The organism is Pantoea sp. B9002 (assembly GCF_013385945.1).
Lineage (GTDB): Bacteria > Pseudomonadota > Gammaproteobacteria > Enterobacterales > Enterobacteriaceae > Pantoea.
Window position 1 is genome coordinate 1 of the sequence record NZ_JACAPA010000063.1, and the last position, 14,700, is coordinate 14,700.

General features: G+C 42.4%; 17 protein-coding genes. 11 read left to right on the forward strand and 6 right to left on the reverse strand.

From position 1 onward, the window contains the following. The first annotated feature begins 41 nt into the window (after window positions 1-41). Window positions 42-329 (forward strand): hypothetical protein, encoded by a 288-nt coding sequence (locus HX773_RS24425; RefSeq protein ID WP_176973651.1) that lies wholly within the window; start codon window positions 42-44, stop codon window positions 327-329. A 56-nt stretch (window positions 330-385) separates the two neighbouring features. Here the strand turns inward: HX773_RS24425 and HX773_RS24430 are convergent, their stop codons facing one another. Then, window positions 386-589, reverse strand: coding sequence for a hypothetical protein (locus HX773_RS24430; RefSeq protein ID WP_176973652.1), 204 nt, complete (start codon window positions 587-589; stop codon window positions 386-388). A gap of 272 nt (window positions 590-861) precedes the next feature. Between HX773_RS24430 and HX773_RS24435 the strand changes: the two genes are divergently transcribed. Beyond that, a complete protein-coding gene (locus HX773_RS24435) occupies window positions 862-1,275 on the forward strand; it encodes a hypothetical protein (RefSeq protein WP_176973653.1) in 414 nt (137 codons plus the stop codon). 295 nt (window positions 1,276-1,570) lie between these two features. Here the strand turns inward: HX773_RS24435 and HX773_RS24440 are convergent, their stop codons facing one another. Genes HX773_RS24440 through HX773_RS24455 form a run of 4 tightly spaced genes read right to left on the reverse strand, consistent with a single transcriptional unit; the run spans window position 1,571 to window position 5,295 of the window. After that, complete coding sequence (locus HX773_RS24440) at window positions 1,571-2,140, reverse strand: hypothetical protein (RefSeq protein ID WP_176973654.1); 570 nt, start codon at window positions 2,138-2,140, stop codon at window positions 1,571-1,573. Continuing rightward, entirely contained in the window at window positions 2,133-2,534 is a 402-nt protein-coding gene (locus HX773_RS24445) for a hypothetical protein (RefSeq protein WP_176973655.1), read from the reverse strand. The genes HX773_RS24440 and HX773_RS24445 overlap by 8 nt, the downstream gene beginning before the upstream one ends. Continuing rightward, window positions 2,522-3,169 (reverse strand): hypothetical protein, encoded by a 648-nt coding sequence (locus HX773_RS24450; protein ID WP_176973656.1) that lies wholly within the window; start codon window positions 3,167-3,169, stop codon window positions 2,522-2,524. The genes HX773_RS24445 and HX773_RS24450 overlap by 13 nt, the downstream gene beginning before the upstream one ends. A 5-nt stretch (window positions 3,170-3,174) precedes the next feature. Beyond that, window positions 3,175-5,295, reverse strand: a complete 2,121-nt coding sequence (locus HX773_RS24455) for a TraM recognition domain-containing protein (RefSeq protein WP_176973657.1) — start codon at window positions 5,293-5,295, stop codon at window positions 3,175-3,177. Between the two features lie 1,101 nt (window positions 5,296-6,396). On the opposite strand from HX773_RS24455, the gene HX773_RS24460 reads away from it, so the two are divergent. From HX773_RS24460 to HX773_RS24470, 3 genes are all read left to right on the forward strand, one after another. Then, window positions 6,397-7,131, forward strand: a complete 735-nt coding sequence (locus HX773_RS24460; protein ID WP_176973658.1) for a hypothetical protein — start codon at window positions 6,397-6,399, stop codon at window positions 7,129-7,131. Further along, window positions 7,128-8,138, forward strand: coding sequence for an ATPase, T2SS/T4P/T4SS family (locus HX773_RS24465; RefSeq protein ID WP_176973659.1), 1,011 nt, complete (start codon window positions 7,128-7,130; stop codon window positions 8,136-8,138). The genes HX773_RS24460 and HX773_RS24465 overlap by 4 nt, the downstream gene beginning before the upstream one ends. A 73-nt stretch (window positions 8,139-8,211) precedes the next feature. After that, a complete protein-coding gene (locus tag HX773_RS24470) occupies window positions 8,212-8,529 on the forward strand; it encodes a TrbM/KikA/MpfK family conjugal transfer protein (protein WP_176973660.1) in 318 nt (105 codons plus the stop codon). 126 nt (window positions 8,530-8,655) lie between these two features. Here the strand turns inward: HX773_RS24470 and HX773_RS24475 are convergent, their stop codons facing one another. Next, the gene (locus HX773_RS24475; protein WP_176973661.1) at window positions 8,656-8,907 is read right to left on the reverse strand and encodes a hypothetical protein; all 252 of its coding nucleotides are present in this window, start codon (window positions 8,905-8,907) and stop codon (window positions 8,656-8,658) included. A gap of 170 nt (window positions 8,908-9,077) precedes the next feature. Here HX773_RS24475 and HX773_RS24480 point away from each other — a divergent pair, with 170 nt between their 5' ends. The 6 genes from HX773_RS24480 to HX773_RS24505 are packed head-to-tail and all read left to right on the forward strand — an operon-like array spanning window position 9,078 to window position 14,693. Then, window positions 9,078-9,461 (forward strand): hypothetical protein, encoded by a 384-nt coding sequence (locus HX773_RS24480; protein ID WP_176973662.1) that lies wholly within the window; start codon window positions 9,078-9,080, stop codon window positions 9,459-9,461. Window position 9,462: 1 nt separating this feature from the next. Beyond that, a complete protein-coding gene (locus tag HX773_RS24485; protein ID WP_176973663.1) occupies window positions 9,463-9,783 on the forward strand; it encodes a hypothetical protein in 321 nt (106 codons plus the stop codon). A 3-nt stretch (window positions 9,784-9,786) separates the two neighbouring features. Then, window positions 9,787-12,339: a VirB4 family type IV secretion system protein gene (locus HX773_RS24490; protein ID WP_176973664.1), complete on the forward strand. Its 2,553-nt coding sequence runs from the start codon at window positions 9,787-9,789 to the stop codon at window positions 12,337-12,339. Continuing rightward, window positions 12,329-13,189: a hypothetical protein gene (locus tag HX773_RS24495; RefSeq protein ID WP_176973665.1), complete on the forward strand. Its 861-nt coding sequence runs from the start codon at window positions 12,329-12,331 to the stop codon at window positions 13,187-13,189. Before HX773_RS24490 ends, HX773_RS24495 begins: the two co-directional genes overlap by 11 nt. A gap of 1 nt (window position 13,190) precedes the next feature. Then, a complete protein-coding gene (locus HX773_RS24500; RefSeq protein WP_176973666.1) occupies window positions 13,191-13,664 on the forward strand; it encodes a hypothetical protein in 474 nt (157 codons plus the stop codon). A gap of 27 nt (window positions 13,665-13,691) precedes the next feature. Next, window positions 13,692-14,693 (forward strand): hypothetical protein, encoded by a 1,002-nt coding sequence (locus HX773_RS24505; protein ID WP_176973667.1) that lies wholly within the window; start codon window positions 13,692-13,694, stop codon window positions 14,691-14,693. The last annotated feature ends 7 nt before the right edge of the window (window positions 14,694-14,700 follow it).

Genomic DNA, 14,700 nt, shown 5'->3' on the forward strand with positions numbered 1-14,700 from the left:
TGTAATACGGTTGTATTACATTTTTCGCAAGGAGAAAGGATATGAGTCAGCACTGGTTATCTGGAATGATAAAGGGCAAGTCTGTAGAAATTTTGATTGGCTGGGATGAACCGCTCAAACATTTCTTTATGACTATCGATCCAGATGGTGAACCGCCAATTTACAGCAATCTTCATGAAGATCCTGTAGTAGCCTTTTCTCACACTCTGGCAGACTATGATCTGATTCTTAAACAATACGGGGTTACTGGTGTCAGCCTGGCACCCGGTCACCCGGATGGATTGCACAGTGCTCTGATGAATGACCAGGCCACCGGAAAAATGGCCTGAAGATAATACACGCGTACTACATATGTAATACGCGTGTATTACACGATAGATCCGGGTTAATCATCCAGCCTGTTGATTAGCTGGGCGAAATTCCGAACCACGTCTAAATTCCTTTCTGCCTTGATCATCCGCTTTTCATAGTTAGCGAAATGCTTTGCGGCATACAGAAGCGCCTTCGTCACTGACCCCTGACCTGTATGAATTTTCAGTTCTTCGAGAATTTTCTCGTCTTCTTCTGTCGTGCGCAGCGTATAAGCCATAGTGCCTCTTTGATTGCATGTTGTGCTTTCGTGATAATGTATTGCAATCATAGTAGAGTTTTATGTTTATAGATGCAATACAAATGTATTACATTTTGGTGTGTTTCAGTACCGAGGGGGAGTATTTTTGGTGTGACGTTACCGGGCCAGATGCTACTATTTCCGGGCCAGATTAATTGCGTAAAAACTGGCTGAAACGCAACTACCTCAACCTATCTTGTCAGGCGAATCTATGCGCCTGACGGCGCTTAGATTCTCTGAATGGAGTCTCTATGCAAATCTCTACTATCAGTATCATCAACTTCTCTGAATGCGTTCACGAAATCGATAGAAGCATTAACGATCGCTCCGCTTCTGTCCTTTTTCTTTTATCTGTCATGCTGAAAGTTGAAGAGTTAACTGGCGTTAAGCAAGTCACAAACTGGGGAGTAGGCCGTTTGAACGGTGCTGTTGCTGCCTATCCTGTAGGGCGAAGTGGTTGCCTGGCTCGTGTAGACAACTTCTCTGTGAGCTGTGATGAATGCCAGGTTGGTTTCGGGGCTTCTCTTATCGTTTTGAAGGAGCTTTTTGAACTGACTGGCTCTGAACGTTATCAACATCAGTTGCTAACGTTACATGGCTTACTGTGCCGCGATGAAGGGTACTACGAAGGTGCGTTGACCCTTTACCAGCTGTCACTGAAGTAAACAGACGCTAGTCGTCATTTATAGGCCGGACTCACAGAGTCCGGTTTTTTTATGGCAGTAACAGCCGCAGCGGGAAGTAGGGTGATGGCATTTTTGCGACCGGCCAGCTGATAAATGATTGCATCGTGTGGCGCAGCTGACACGCGAACGCTGTGAAAGTTGATTGCATGAACATTAATGGCCATTCGAAAAACGATGGCAGAATTGAAGCCGGCAGCGGGGATTTTGATAGCAGAGGTAGTGAAGTGATGAAAGCACAATGAAATACATATGTATTACATTGTGCTGTGTGTTGTCATGCAGCTGATTTATTATTTTTTACTTGTTCAAGCTGGAAGAAATTCTTCAGCATTGTGTGAACATCCAGGATCAGCTTGCGGAGTGGTTTAGCGGCATCCCTTTCAATCCGCTTGTATTCGTCTTTGGTAATCATCCCTGAAATGTACTGCGTTTTAAGCTGTACACTGATTTCATCCAGTTGAGCAAAAAGACGAATAAAAGAGGCTATGCGCGGGTTTACCGGGCTTTCAATAGTCACTTCATACGTTTTGAAACCTTCACTTTGCGTGTCCAGTTCCAGCCCTGGAAGCGAGTTCAATCGAGCCTCGGTCTTGATGCGTTTTATCGATGAAGTGAGTAGGGCACGTGTCACCTTCAGTTCATCATCAATGCGACCATTCAGCCGCACAGCCAGCATCTTCACCAACTCGTTTTCGTTGACTCTGCCCTGCGCGAAACGTTGCAAGTGAAACAATTTCTTCGCGACATTTTTTCCTGAGATGATTTTTCTGTTTTTAGCATCGGGGAAATAATCGCTGTCCCAGTGAACAACTGGGTAAGCATCCCGGAATGTTATTTTATTCATAATCTCTAACCTTCATCATTAGCGTGTTCCTCAATCTCAAGAAAGAGGTGCGATCCATCCTGTCTAAAGTGTCTTTTGCAAACACTAACTGCATAGTCCATCGGCATTCTGGAAGAGGCTCTGCTTCCGCCGTACCTGCCATCACGTTAAGTAGGTAACAGGCAATAGCACCACCTTCAGGCCTATCAGAAAGGGCATGATTAATCATGCTTTCAAAATCATTCAGCTTGTCCGAGCCGGGGCATCCGTTAGCTATCCATGCGTTGTAGATGGATGCGCCTTCAGCTGGTGATGATGCCGGATTACCTGGCCCCATCTCACGCTCTGGCAAAACGTATGCTTCTACGGTTTGTGAAAAGATGTAATCTTGTTCTGAAACAATCAGCCTGAGCATGATGACTCCCGCGAATCACCTTTTAAGATGATTTTGAGTGCAGTTCGTGGGCTATAGCCTTGTTTTAGCAACTGTGAGAAATGTAACTCTTGCTTACTATTCATGCTTTTCAAATCGTAAGCTAAATTTACATCGTCTATTCTGCCAGAGATGAACAAAGATAGGTACTGGTCAGCAAGTGACAGTAAGGCCTTAGATTTACTAAGATATGTCCGAGAAGTCCCAAAAGAATGACACAGATCACGGCTGCGAAAACCAGAGTCGATAAGACCATGATAAAACATGGATTTACTGTAATTTGTTGAAATATCAAATTCTTTTGAATAGTTTTGCAGTCCTGCCTTTTTTGAGACTTTCGTTTCAATTTCCCTTATGGAAACAGTCAATTGTGGGTTTACACCCAACAGCGCCAGAGATGGCAATACCCCCTCCCTGATATGGTAGTAGTTACCACTTTCAGACATATCTGAGAACACCGTAACGTAATTCGACATGTAGGTTAAAATTGCATCTTCTTTTGATGAAGAAAACAACAGTGTCATTGAGTTGAGCAGTGTGCGATTTTTGCTCGCCGCCAGTACCCGGCGCAGAGTTCCGGGTACTGGCAGCAGCTGTGAGGCTTGAACTGAAAGCATTCTGATCAGAGATCATCTAATGAGAAAGTTTTATTCTTCTCATTCTGTACCGATTCAGTTCCCTTTGTCGGTTCAATTTCAAGAATACTGAGGTCTATACCTTTATCAGTATTGTTCGGAGCAACAACCTTTTTTTCATCAACCATATCAGGAGATTCATGAATAACAGGAGTCGCTTCTTTTATTGTTGATACAGAGGGTTTAGCTTTATCTTTAGGTTTGTCTTTCTTTTCTGATTTTTTTGAATTACTGGTAATCATTGATAATAAATCGTCCACTTCCTCTTCTGTATGCGAAGGGGAGGGGGTAGTGTCTGAAGCCTTTTCATCATTGCTATTTTTAACCGAGGGGGTTGTATCCTGTTTCTTTGGCTTTTTAACAACATTCAATTCATCGTTAATTGATTCGACGCTAAGAGCTTTAAGTTTTACTTTTTCATTTAACGGAATGAAGCAGGTATAACATATTTTTGCTAAAACGCCGGGGCGAGCGATAACGCAAATTCTGGGAGGAAGTGCCTTAACCTGGTTGAGAGTGATCAAATAGTCTTCTACCTGCCCGACCATGCGTTTACCTTCCCATTCTTCCGCACCCCATTCATTAGTTTCAACAGATTCCAGTTTTGTGAGTGTTTTAGCAATTGTGCCTGTTTTCTCACAGACCCACTCAGCCGTATCATCATCTTCTGCACGGTGACAAATCATTAACTGCGTATTGGTTTCAATGCCGTTCTGAATAGACTCAGCATTAAGGGTTTTGTCAGTTAAATTTTTCATGTCGTTTCGCGCCTGATATGCAATTGCCATACTCACTTTCTTTGAAAGGAGAGTGGCAAGAGAATCAGCAAGTAAGTCCGTTGCAATAAATCGACATTCATCAGCATCAATAAAAGTGTGTCCCGGTAACTCTTCGCGTTTCGCTACCTGAACAATTTCATCGATAAGTGCAATATTTGCCGCCCTGACAAATGGATCGCTCATTGAACCAAGAACATAAACAACACGATTATTCATCAAAGCATTTTTTACATTAAAACCTTGCCCTTTTTGCGGGTGAAGGGCTGGTTGTTGACACCATTCCATTACGCGAGTCGATAAGTTCTCTGCCTTTTCCTGAATCATTAAACGTAAGTTATCATCAATTGCCGGGTGTTTACCTTCCAGCAACTTAGATAACTGTTTTAATGTTCCATCCCACAAAGGAAAAATTTTATACAAAATTTTTCGGTTATTCGCCATGTAATAATCAGCAGTGCCGCCGGAATCAGATATTCTCAGCGCTTTAGTCACTCGCGCAATACGTTCTGCATCTGTTCCATTTTCAAACGGTGCATATTTAATACTTTCATGGAATCCTGTCAGGTCAACGACTATTGGCGGCTCTCTGCCGTACTCTTTACAAGACTGAACCATAATCGAGTAGATAAAATCATCAGGCTTCAGGTCATTGAACCAAGCGCCCCAGCCTTTTTTAATTGCTTGAGCAATTAACACGCCCTGCATTACACCTTTACCAGTTTGAGACGGGCCTAGCACTTTAGAGTGATTTTTCTTAAAGTTTTCATCATCGATGTATATAGGGCTATTGTTTTCATCAAGGCCCATGAACATAAATCCATCTTTGAAGTATTTTCTTGGATCAAAATCTTTAGGTTCAAGTTTAGTAATTTCAGTGCGTATATCTGAAATGCTGTCATTCATTTGTTTAACACGCCACTTTCTCACCCATGATGAAAAACGCGGCTTTATCATCCTGTGATGTAAGAGCTTAATCAGCGATGGAAGAACCATTATTGAAATCAAGCCAGGCCACATAGTCCAATCTGAAATGAATGACTTTACTTTTCCCCAAAGTAAACCCATGTATTCCATCGCTGTTTTCAGGCCGAGTGTGCGGCTTGCGATGGTGAAAATTATTGCAACACCTACCACGATTATTAATATTGCAAGCACAAAAGAAACTTTTTTCAGGTGAATGACAGTGTAGTCAAAAGCAGATTTATCTTTTTTCTCAACCGTTCCTGAAAACGTTATAAAAGCGGAGATTGATAATAGTCCTGTGATAATGAGAAGAATATAAGGATCTATATTTTCTAAGGTATATCTTAGTATTTCTTCGGCGTTCATAAAATGTCCATATTTGCATTGTTGAATATAAGTACAGTGTTTCCGATTTTTGACATATTTTCAAGCAGGAATGACCCACAGTAGCCATTTGTTAAAGCGTTTCCAAAGCCGCAGCCGTTCAAGGTCTAACGTCCAAACCATCCTTGTCGCGGCTGAAACCGGACAAGGATCAAGGCGCACAAAACATTCGTAATGTGCTCCTTGCGCAGGCTTCGCCAGCGTGGGATGCATAGCATCCCATGCCCTGACCGCTTGCGGTCAGGGGCCGCTTTTCAAGCGGCTACCACCAATGGAATACTATTAATTATTCTATTAATCTACCATTCGCTTTGCTCATAGGTGGATTAATAGAATCCTTAATAGTAAAATAATAGAAAACGCGCCGAGCGGGCGCTTATTTCTATCATTTCCTACGGTTCCAAAGGTGGTAACAGCAGTGTATCGAAACTTGAACGTTTCTCAACACTTAGGGTTCTGGCTTCGCCGCCACCCTCTCTCTTTTTCGGTCTGCTGGACGCCGACCTGCAAAGAGATTCACCCGCGGGGCCGCCCAGCTCCTTCGTCGCCGGGCCACCCCCTTTCCATAACTGCGCCACTTTTGCTCCTTCCTTCGTCGAAGCAAAAAAAGCCGTGGCTTGCCCCGTCGGCGTTGCCGCAAAGCTCCGCGATCCTCTCTGTCCTTCCTTCGTCAGTCCGTCGAGTCGCTTCACATTGCGTCAACTTGCCGGGGTTCCTTCGGGCTGCTGAACGCAGCCCTCGGAATCATGTAAAGGGGGTGGCCCGGCGACTGCGTTGCTGTCTTTGGGCGGCCCCGCGAGCGGGGAAGAATTAGTGCTTCGCAATTTAAATTTTCACTGTACGTTCAAATTTAAATCCGACCGTGAAATATCGCGTGGGCGCAATATTTCACTTGCATCGCCTCGGGAGGCGATTGCATCGGCTAATTCGCTTAAAGGCGTCACCCACTTCGCTCCGCTCCGTTTGTTTTTTGGGGAATTGAAAGCACGGAACGCGCGCGTAAACTTGCGCATTCCGTGCTTTCAATTCCCCATCCGTCCAGCGTCTTGTGTGTATTCTGTTAAATTTTAAAAAGGTTTTGTCATGAGTTTTTTCACCGGAAATAAACGCGGCAGGCGTGTTGAGAAAATAGAAAAAGTAGTTAGGTGGCTGGCAGAGTTTGATTATTCAACTGGTGAGTTAATCGGCAGGTCTATAGGTGTTGATTACAGAGGTCAGTCTGCTTTTTTTAAGACTTTAATTGATGATGGTATAGTTGTTAAAGATTATATACCGGGCACAAGGTTAACCGTCTATTCTCTCGGTAGCGATGGTTACGGACTTGCTTCGATGTATTGCCCTGAGTTAGACATTAAAGAGAAAAAAAAGAAACCATCATTGATAACACTGGTTCATGCGTTTTGCATTCAGTCTTTAGTTATTGACCTTTTACCCGATATTGATTCATTCAAGGGCGAGAAGGCATTGCAAACGTTAAAATTAGCAAGAAGGCCAGATGCTATTGTAACCAAAAAGGATGGAAAGCGTATTGCCTTAGAGGTTGAAATAAACAGGAAGTCTACGGATAAAATTTACTTCAACTATGTAAATAATATCAGGGATATTAAGTCCAGCTTGTATGATTCTGTTGCTTACTATTTTAACGATGATGCCGTTTGCAGGATTTATACAGCTATTTATGAAACTCCTCGCTGGCCTATCTTCAAGAAAAATCCAACGGGAGGTCGATTGATAAAAATGGAAAACTCTTTTGATCCTCAAGCCGTTTTTGAAGGTGATTTCTTTTCATTTACAGTAAAGGATATGTACAGGTTATGATTACTTTAATGTTTGGCGATGTTCCTGAAAGTAACATCACATCATGGCAGCTTGTTGAAGATTACATGCAGCCAATCGCACAATATTATAATGATCCTGATGTGACTGATATAATGGTCAATCGTTATGATGTTATCTACGTTGCCCGTAACAACACTACGAGCAGAGTTGATTGCTCATTTGGATCAGAAGAGAATTTGAGTAAGTTAATTACACAATTCGCTAGGGCACTTGATCAGGAATGCTATGGTGTTCTGGATGCAAAATTCCCGGATAGTTCCCGAATTTGTGCGACAACTACGGATGTTACACCTTCTGGAAGTACATTAACCTTGCGTATTGCGCCTAAAAAACATTTGTCAGGCGATGATCTGATTAGCAAAGGTGCTTTAACTAAAGAAATGTTTGATTATATCGTTGAGCGATTACGTCAATACGATAACTTGTTCATTTCGGGAAACGTTGGTTCTGGGAAAACTTCATTGCTTCGTGCAATAAGTCACTTTGTGTCTGAATTAGACAGGATGATAATTGCTGAAGATACTCAAGAGTTATATATGAACTGGTTCCCAAACATGATCGCTTTGGAAGCCCCCAAACGTAAAAGAGATATTAACTCGACTGTCATTGATTTACCTTTCCTCATTAAAACTTCATTACGCTTGAACGGTGACAGGATTTGGGTTGGAGAAATACGTGATTATCCCGCCGCTGATGCCTTTATCACTGCTACCAACACAGGATATGTAGGTAATGCCGCAACAGGTCACTCCAATGGCTGTAAAGATTCTGTCCGACGCCTCGCAGACTTGCTTATCAAGGGAAGCAACATTGATTTTGATATGGCAGCAAAAAATATTATTTCAGGTGTTAACTTGTTCATTCACTGTGAGCGCAGGCCTGAATTTGGCAGGAAGGTTACGGAGATCTGTATTAGCGATGGCGAGAAACTTATAACCGTTTTCAAATATGACACCGAAAAGAAACAGCACGTAAAACTGATTTAACGCAAAGTGTGTACTTCTTCATTTTTCATGTATGCTCGTTTCCGTTTTTACTTCTGAGGATAAGGAAACGATTATGAAGAGAAAAAATCTGGTTGCTCTGAGCCTGTTAAGTGGGGCGTTAATGCTCGGTGCTTCTTCACAGGCTTCAGCTGAGGATAACCCCTGCGTTGTCGCTATGTGCCTCTGGGGGAAGTTACAGAACGGCTCCACACCGGAGGGATGTTCTGATGCAGAACGAGCGTTTTTTGACATCAAAAAGAAAAAACACGGCTCATTTCTTCCCGATCATACCTTTGACGCACGTAAAGATTTTTTAAACAAGTGTCCTGATCCTGGCCGCGAGTATCTTGATAAAATTTTGAACAAATTTGGTCGGATGAAGAACGGCTGAGCTTTAAGCTCACTCATCCAGTTTGGGAGAATTACAGCCGATTTTACATTTGATGCGGATTTACGTACATTAGCGGGTAGCAGCCGTCAGGCAGCTACCCGATACTTCTTCAGGATTTACTCCTACCTACGCTTCTGCGTTCTTCAATACACGCTTAATCTCTGCTTTAAGCGAAGCATTGTCTTGCACAGCACTAGCTTCAAATTGGTGCTTGTTTTCAATCAGGACTTCCGTCAGTGCGGCAATGACTGTTGATCGGCCTATACGTCCAAAATAATCCGTAGATGCTGCGCGAACTTCTTCGCACAGCTCATCCAGCCCTGCTACTGAATCAGGGTGGAGTGTGACGTTTATCCGCTCAACTTTCATTTGTGCCATGTTCCTTGATACCTCGTTAAATCAGTGTATACTGAAATACACACTTCTAATACACACTTCTAATACACACTTCGGCTACTTATTGTTGATGTGTATTTTTTGTGGCTTCTTTGCATGTGTATTTAAAGTGTGTACATAGTTAATTTCTAAGGGATTTCAGGAATTGTAGCATGAGTGATGCCAATCCAGACCAACAGAATAAGTTACGAAACTTAGGCGTTTTCAACAGTGAAAGTCGCACCTTAGGACTTCCAGGCAAGATCCTGACTGCCCTGGTTGTTTTTTGGTTGGCTACGACAATTACGCTGTTCATCTACACAGTATGGTGGATAGCTGTGTTTGCGTCTCTGGTATTCGCCGTTGTGTTGTTTGTTCCTGCTTACCTGGTTCATGAAGAAGATCCTCAAGGCTACAGAACCTGGCTCCATACGCTCTGGGCACCAGGGAAACTTTCAACCGAACAATACGGTAAGCGCGATATTCGCATTATTGAAATATCTGGCTCAGAAATCGAATTCATATCACTTAAAGAACGTCAAAAAGGAAATAGTTAAGATGAACAAAAAACTCGGTTTGTATGCAGGGCTTATTTACGGTGGCTTAGTTTCAAACGCAATGGCAGCTGACAGCACAATCGACATCGGTACAACTGGTAATGACTTTCTTGATAAAGTCGCCACGTTCTTACAGCTGGTTGTTGATTTCGCTGGCGGCCCTGGTGTGGCGATGATCGTGATTCTTTCACTAATCATCGGCGTTGCAATCTGGATTGTTGCTCCTAAAAGCGGGGCTATCATGTACCTGCTTCGTGCCATTGTTGGTGGTATCGGCATCATGAACGCAGGCGTTCTTTATGCCTATATGAAAGGGCTGTAAGACATGAGAGCAGACGTACCTTTAAACGAAGAACTCTATTACGGCGGTGTCTGGGACAAAAACTTTATGTTGACCCAGACCGGCTCTGTAATCGGTGGACTTGAATTAAGCGGAGTAGACCCGGCATCTGTTGACCCTGACACGCTGGCGCTTGTGTCACGCACTGTCAGGAACATTCTTCAGAAGTTGTCTAATGATATTGAGCTTAAGTGCTTCTATATTCACTATGATGGCGCAAAGGTACGTCTGCAAAAACGCTCAGGCCGTAGCGGAACATTATCACGTCAACGTGAGGCTTACTTAAATAACAATCGTAATTTAAGCGCATCCAGACTCTTCTGGATGTTAGAAATTAAAAATAAAGATGACAATAATAAATTATTGTCAGTGTCATTTCTGCGTAATCTATTTAACTCTGTATTCGAACCAACCGCCAGAGTTAAAGTTAAAATGGCATTCAAGAGCATTGATGCTGCTTTAGTACAAGAAGAAACGATAGATAAACTTTGCGATAAATTGAAAAATTCTTTAGAAGAACTGAACCTAAAAATTTCATTTGTATCAAGAAACAATCATTTTGTCGGTGTAAATAAAATCTGGGCTTTGAGCCGCTTCCTGACTAATTTCAGGAAGGATTATCTCTTCTTCGGTGAGAATGAGGCTGTACCTGTCGATGATTGGGATAAATTGCTTCCAGACGGTGAGGTAAAGGCTATAAGCATTCGCGGTTACGATATGCTTAAAATCAGTGGGGCAGCTCCAATCTACGTCCGTGTTGCGCAGATTATTGGAATTGGTGGTGATACGGTTCCTTATGGTGTTTGGGCTAAAGGCGATAATTCTGCTGTTGAAATGAACGGGAATTATATGTTTTACACCAAACATGCTCCTATGTCCGGGCTTGATAAATCTATTCTGTTCAAGCAAAAGCGTGATGAACTTGAGCGCGATAACATTTCTTTTGCGGAAATGATGAAAGGAAATAGCTCAGACGCTCAGTTAACAAAAAAACTCTCTGAGAATCCGCGAATTAAAAAAGCATTCGAAGAATTAGATCAAGCGGATTATTCAGAAGATCAATATTCATTTTTTGCTTCAGGTGTTTTTGTCTTTGATGAAGATCCTGAAGCCGTAATTGAAACATCAAAAAAACTCGCCAACAACCTCTCTAACAACTTTAGCCTTGTCTGGGAGAATGCCGGATTGCTGCCTGCATACATCCGTATGCAGCTCGGCTATCCTAAGCGAACTTATCGCGATATGGAGTTCAATACTTCTCAAACAGGCGCGGCTGCACTGCTTTACCGTTCTGACGAAGGTATCAGTGAATGGGGTACACAAAAAGAAGAACCCATCTATGTTATGGAATCCACTGATGGTGTGCCGTTTGGCTACAGCATGTTTGTGGGTGACAAATGCTTCATTATTGGCGTTGGGCCGACACGATCAGGAAAAACGTTCCTGAAGAACTGCGTTGCAGCCCATATGCAGAAACTTAACGGGTTCTATTCAGCATTAGATATTGATGCAGGTACAGAACCGGTTGCGCGTTATTTTCAAGATACGTCTTCCGTTTTCCGTCTGTCAGATGATGGTCTGGGCGGTTTTAATCCATTTGCTGTTGCAAGTGGGGCAAACGATACAGAGTTTAAAGCACACCTGCTTAGATTATTGCGCATTATGATCAGTGATAATGACAGCGCTGATATGCGTGAATTTAACCAGGACGAACAGATTGATGTTGACCAGGGGATTGACAGAACTCTCAGCAACATCAACAAAGATGGATATAAATCTATTCCCTCTTTATCAGTTCTTGTCGCTCACTGTGAAAAATCCGTTAAACATAAACTATCACGCTTCCTTCGGGGCGGTGTTTATGGGTTCCTTATGGATAATGACGTTGACGCTATTGGTTCGCTTGAAAGTAAGTTTTCAGTATTCAATCTTGCAAAAGTAAAAGATACGCCGATCCTTATGGAACTGGCTCAAACAGAAGTATTTTACAGGACGACTCGTTTATTCGAATCACCCGAAAACCTGTCAGAATATAAATTCCTTGAAATTGACGAGTGTCAGTATCAACTTTCAAGGAAATCAAGCGCAGAGTTTTTCGAGAAAAAAATTCGTACATGGTTTAAGCATAAAGGCGGTGCTGGGATTTGGACACAAAGCCCGAAACACTATCTTTCTATTCCAGGTTGGGAAACGCTTAAGTCTTCAGCATCAACATTTGTATTCATGGCTGACCCTAATATGTCACGCGGCGAATATAAAGAAGCCTTTAATCTGAGCGATTCTGAATGTGACATTATCGCTAACTTAATACCTAAGCGTCAGGCCTATATTAAACAGTCTGAGTTAGGCATAGCGAAAGTTATCAACTTGTATGCAGAAGCCGAGCAGTATGTTATCAGCACTTCTCACCCGGACGAGATGGCAATTATGAGAGACATTTATAAACAACAGCCTGATCCAGACCTGGCTATTAAGGAAGGCATAGAGCGAATTAAGGCGTTCAAGCCTGAACTTGAAGAGGTTCGTTATGATGATTAAGAAAAAGCTAATCGCTTGCATGATCGTTGCTGGAATGGGGTTAACCAACATTAACGCTCAGGCATCCGGTATTCCAGTTGTCGATCTCGCTTCAATTGCACAAGCCATTCAGTCTTATCAGCAGCAGATTCTTGATTATGATCAGCTACTGGAGCAGACGGGATTAGATACTTCGCAGCTTAACCAGCTTTACACCCAGTATAAGCAGATCCTGATTAACTACGATCAGATGTTGCGTGAGGCTGAAGGGCTTAAAGACAAAGTATCTAAAAAGGATTGGGTAGGATTTTTGACCCAGACAGGCCTGCTTGATTCAAGATCTCCATATCGTACCGCTTCGCCAGGCGAAGTTGAGAAGTTAGGGGATTGGCGAACAGCAATGAAGCAATCAGAAGTGTTGTATGGGCTTAATCAAGACTGGGATTCCTACATAGATACGATTGCGAACGTGCCATATAACAACGACTCTTCTGAACGTGCTAAAGAGTACGCCGCTTACAATTATCGTAAAGCCCAGATGGCTACCTATCAGCAGGCGCAGGTTAATTCTATCGATGAAGGCCTTGCCGATATCGCTGAACGCGCAGACCAGATTGATCAGCGCCGTATGATGCTGGGAGACAGTGATGCTGTCAGAACGGCACAATTACAAGCTGAACAAAATCAGTTAATCATTGAGCAGAATATGCAAATTATTCGCGCCTCTAATAAAAACTTTGAGCTGAGCAATCAGGTTCCGAATGAGTATTTCGCAAATAAAGCTAAAGCGCAGTCTCGCAATTCAGCTGCGATTAATGAGGCTTTCTCGGAACCCACTGTAGTCAGTGATAAAGCATTAGGAGATTTCTAATATGAAAAAAATAGCATTGGCAATCTTGATCAGCAGTGTTTCATTTGGTGCTTTTTCTGCACCTTATATTGATGCATCTACAAAGAAAACTGATACTCAACGGAAAGATTACATCAAAAAAGAAACCGTCAAAAATTGTGGTGGAAAAGCAAGTTACTCTTGCGAAAGTAAAGTTTTTGATGCAGCTAATAAGAAATTTCCAATGAGGGGATCTGCTGAGTTTTCTAAAGAAAACTACGCTAAATTATCTAAGTCTCAAGCAACGTCAAAATTGAATGAATTAGGTGTTGCCTATAATAAAGCTGAACCATTTTCCAATAAAAAAGAAGGAGAGGTTACGCAACCGCAGTTAGAAAGAGAAGGGTGGTGGATCGTTAAAAACGTACTCAAAATTGACCGCTATAAATATCAGCTTGTTAAACCCTGGGTTAATGAGAAGGGCGTCCCTTTAAAAGGACTTAATCCTAGCGCATAGCGTTAGACTTTAAACTAAGGAGCTTTCATGAAAATTGAAGCTATAGGACTCCCATTGCCTAAATTCATGAAGAAGGCATGGTTTTATTGGTTCTTGCTATTCCTTTTTATAGCTTTTGTTATGCTTTGCAACAGCGCGGAAGCAGCTCAATTCGATTTTATACGTTCGAAGTTTGCTGTTTATCTTTCTGACTTTGTTAATAAGATGACAAGTAGTGGGAGTGCGATTAATAAATTTGCATGGGCTATTTTCGGCTTTTTATCAATGATGTTGTTCGTACAACAGTTCCTTATATTTGTACGCAAGCCAGACGTATTTGAGCACCTCACAGCAGTTGCATATTGGTTTGTAGGTCTGGGATTGATGATGTCTTATGACATAGCGACAAAAACATTCTGGGGCATTGCCGAAGGTTTATCTTATGAAATGCAATATGCTTTTGTTGGTAATAACGATCCCCTCTTTATCCTTCAATGGATAAAGAAAGCAACGATGGCTATAAAGCTGTCTGACGTTGGAATATTCGATGCGTTAGATATGGTCGCATTGTCTATGTGTTGGGTGATCATTGGCATAGCTCTTGATTGCGTGATGTACCTGGGCAGTGTGTGGGCTGTATTTGGTTATGGTCTGGCTAAAATAGTTGGTTTCGTCTTCATTCCCTTTATTCTCGTTTCGGGCACTCGAAATCTTTTTGATGGCTGGGTTCGTTTCTTCACTGGTTTCATCGTTCTGTCAGTAGTCGTAAAGGTAACAGGAATTCTGGGGTGCCTTATTTTCCAGGCACAGCTGGAAAGTATTGGTGTAGGTTTCACTTCGGTTCTTTCCGATCCACAGAACGTAGTCGAAATTACAGAGCAGAACATGGGTTATGCAGGTGAAATGATTGGAACCGGAGTGGTGGCAATCCTGTTTGTACTGTCTGCATTTAAATTTGCCGCTTCACTTTCAGCGGGTGTCGGCAGCGCAGGCGGTGGTATTGGTGGTGCGATTAAAATGGGTTTAAAAGCGGCATCCGGTAAATTCTAAGGGTAAT

Bases quoted from the DNA above. Each gene is read 5' to 3' on its own strand.
- HX773_RS24425 (WP_176973651.1), top strand. From the start codon at position 42: ATGAGTCAGCACTGGTTATCTGGAATGATAAAGGGCAAGTCTGTAGAA.
- HX773_RS24430 (WP_176973652.1), bottom strand. From the start codon at position 589: ATGGCTTATACGCTGCGCACGACAGAAGAAGACGAGAAAATTCTCGAA.
- HX773_RS24435 (WP_176973653.1), top strand. From the start codon at position 862: ATGCAAATCTCTACTATCAGTATCATCAACTTCTCTGAATGCGTTCAC.
- HX773_RS24440 (WP_176973654.1), bottom strand. From the start codon at position 2,140: ATGAATAAAATAACATTCCGGGATGCTTACCCAGTTGTTCACTGGGAC.
- HX773_RS24445 (WP_176973655.1), bottom strand. From the start codon at position 2,534: ATGCTCAGGCTGATTGTTTCAGAACAAGATTACATCTTTTCACAAACC.
- HX773_RS24450 (WP_176973656.1), bottom strand. From the start codon at position 3,169: ATGCTTTCAGTTCAAGCCTCACAGCTGCTGCCAGTACCCGGAACTCTG.
- HX773_RS24455 (WP_176973657.1), bottom strand. From the start codon at position 5,295: ATGAACGCCGAAGAAATACTAAGATATACCTTAGAAAATATAGATCCT.
- HX773_RS24460 (WP_176973658.1), top strand. From the start codon at position 6,397: ATGAGTTTTTTCACCGGAAATAAACGCGGCAGGCGTGTTGAGAAAATA.
- HX773_RS24465 (WP_176973659.1), top strand. From the start codon at position 7,128: ATGATTACTTTAATGTTTGGCGATGTTCCTGAAAGTAACATCACATCA.
- HX773_RS24470 (WP_176973660.1), top strand. From the start codon at position 8,212: ATGAAGAGAAAAAATCTGGTTGCTCTGAGCCTGTTAAGTGGGGCGTTA.
- HX773_RS24475 (WP_176973661.1), bottom strand. From the start codon at position 8,907: ATGGCACAAATGAAAGTTGAGCGGATAAACGTCACACTCCACCCTGAT.
- HX773_RS24480 (WP_176973662.1), top strand. From the start codon at position 9,078: ATGAGTGATGCCAATCCAGACCAACAGAATAAGTTACGAAACTTAGGC.
- HX773_RS24485 (WP_176973663.1), top strand. From the start codon at position 9,463: ATGAACAAAAAACTCGGTTTGTATGCAGGGCTTATTTACGGTGGCTTA.
- HX773_RS24490 (WP_176973664.1), top strand. From the start codon at position 9,787: ATGAGAGCAGACGTACCTTTAAACGAAGAACTCTATTACGGCGGTGTC.
- HX773_RS24495 (WP_176973665.1), top strand. From the start codon at position 12,329: ATGATGATTAAGAAAAAGCTAATCGCTTGCATGATCGTTGCTGGAATG.
- HX773_RS24500 (WP_176973666.1), top strand. From the start codon at position 13,191: ATGAAAAAAATAGCATTGGCAATCTTGATCAGCAGTGTTTCATTTGGT.
- HX773_RS24505 (WP_176973667.1), top strand. From the start codon at position 13,692: ATGAAAATTGAAGCTATAGGACTCCCATTGCCTAAATTCATGAAGAAG.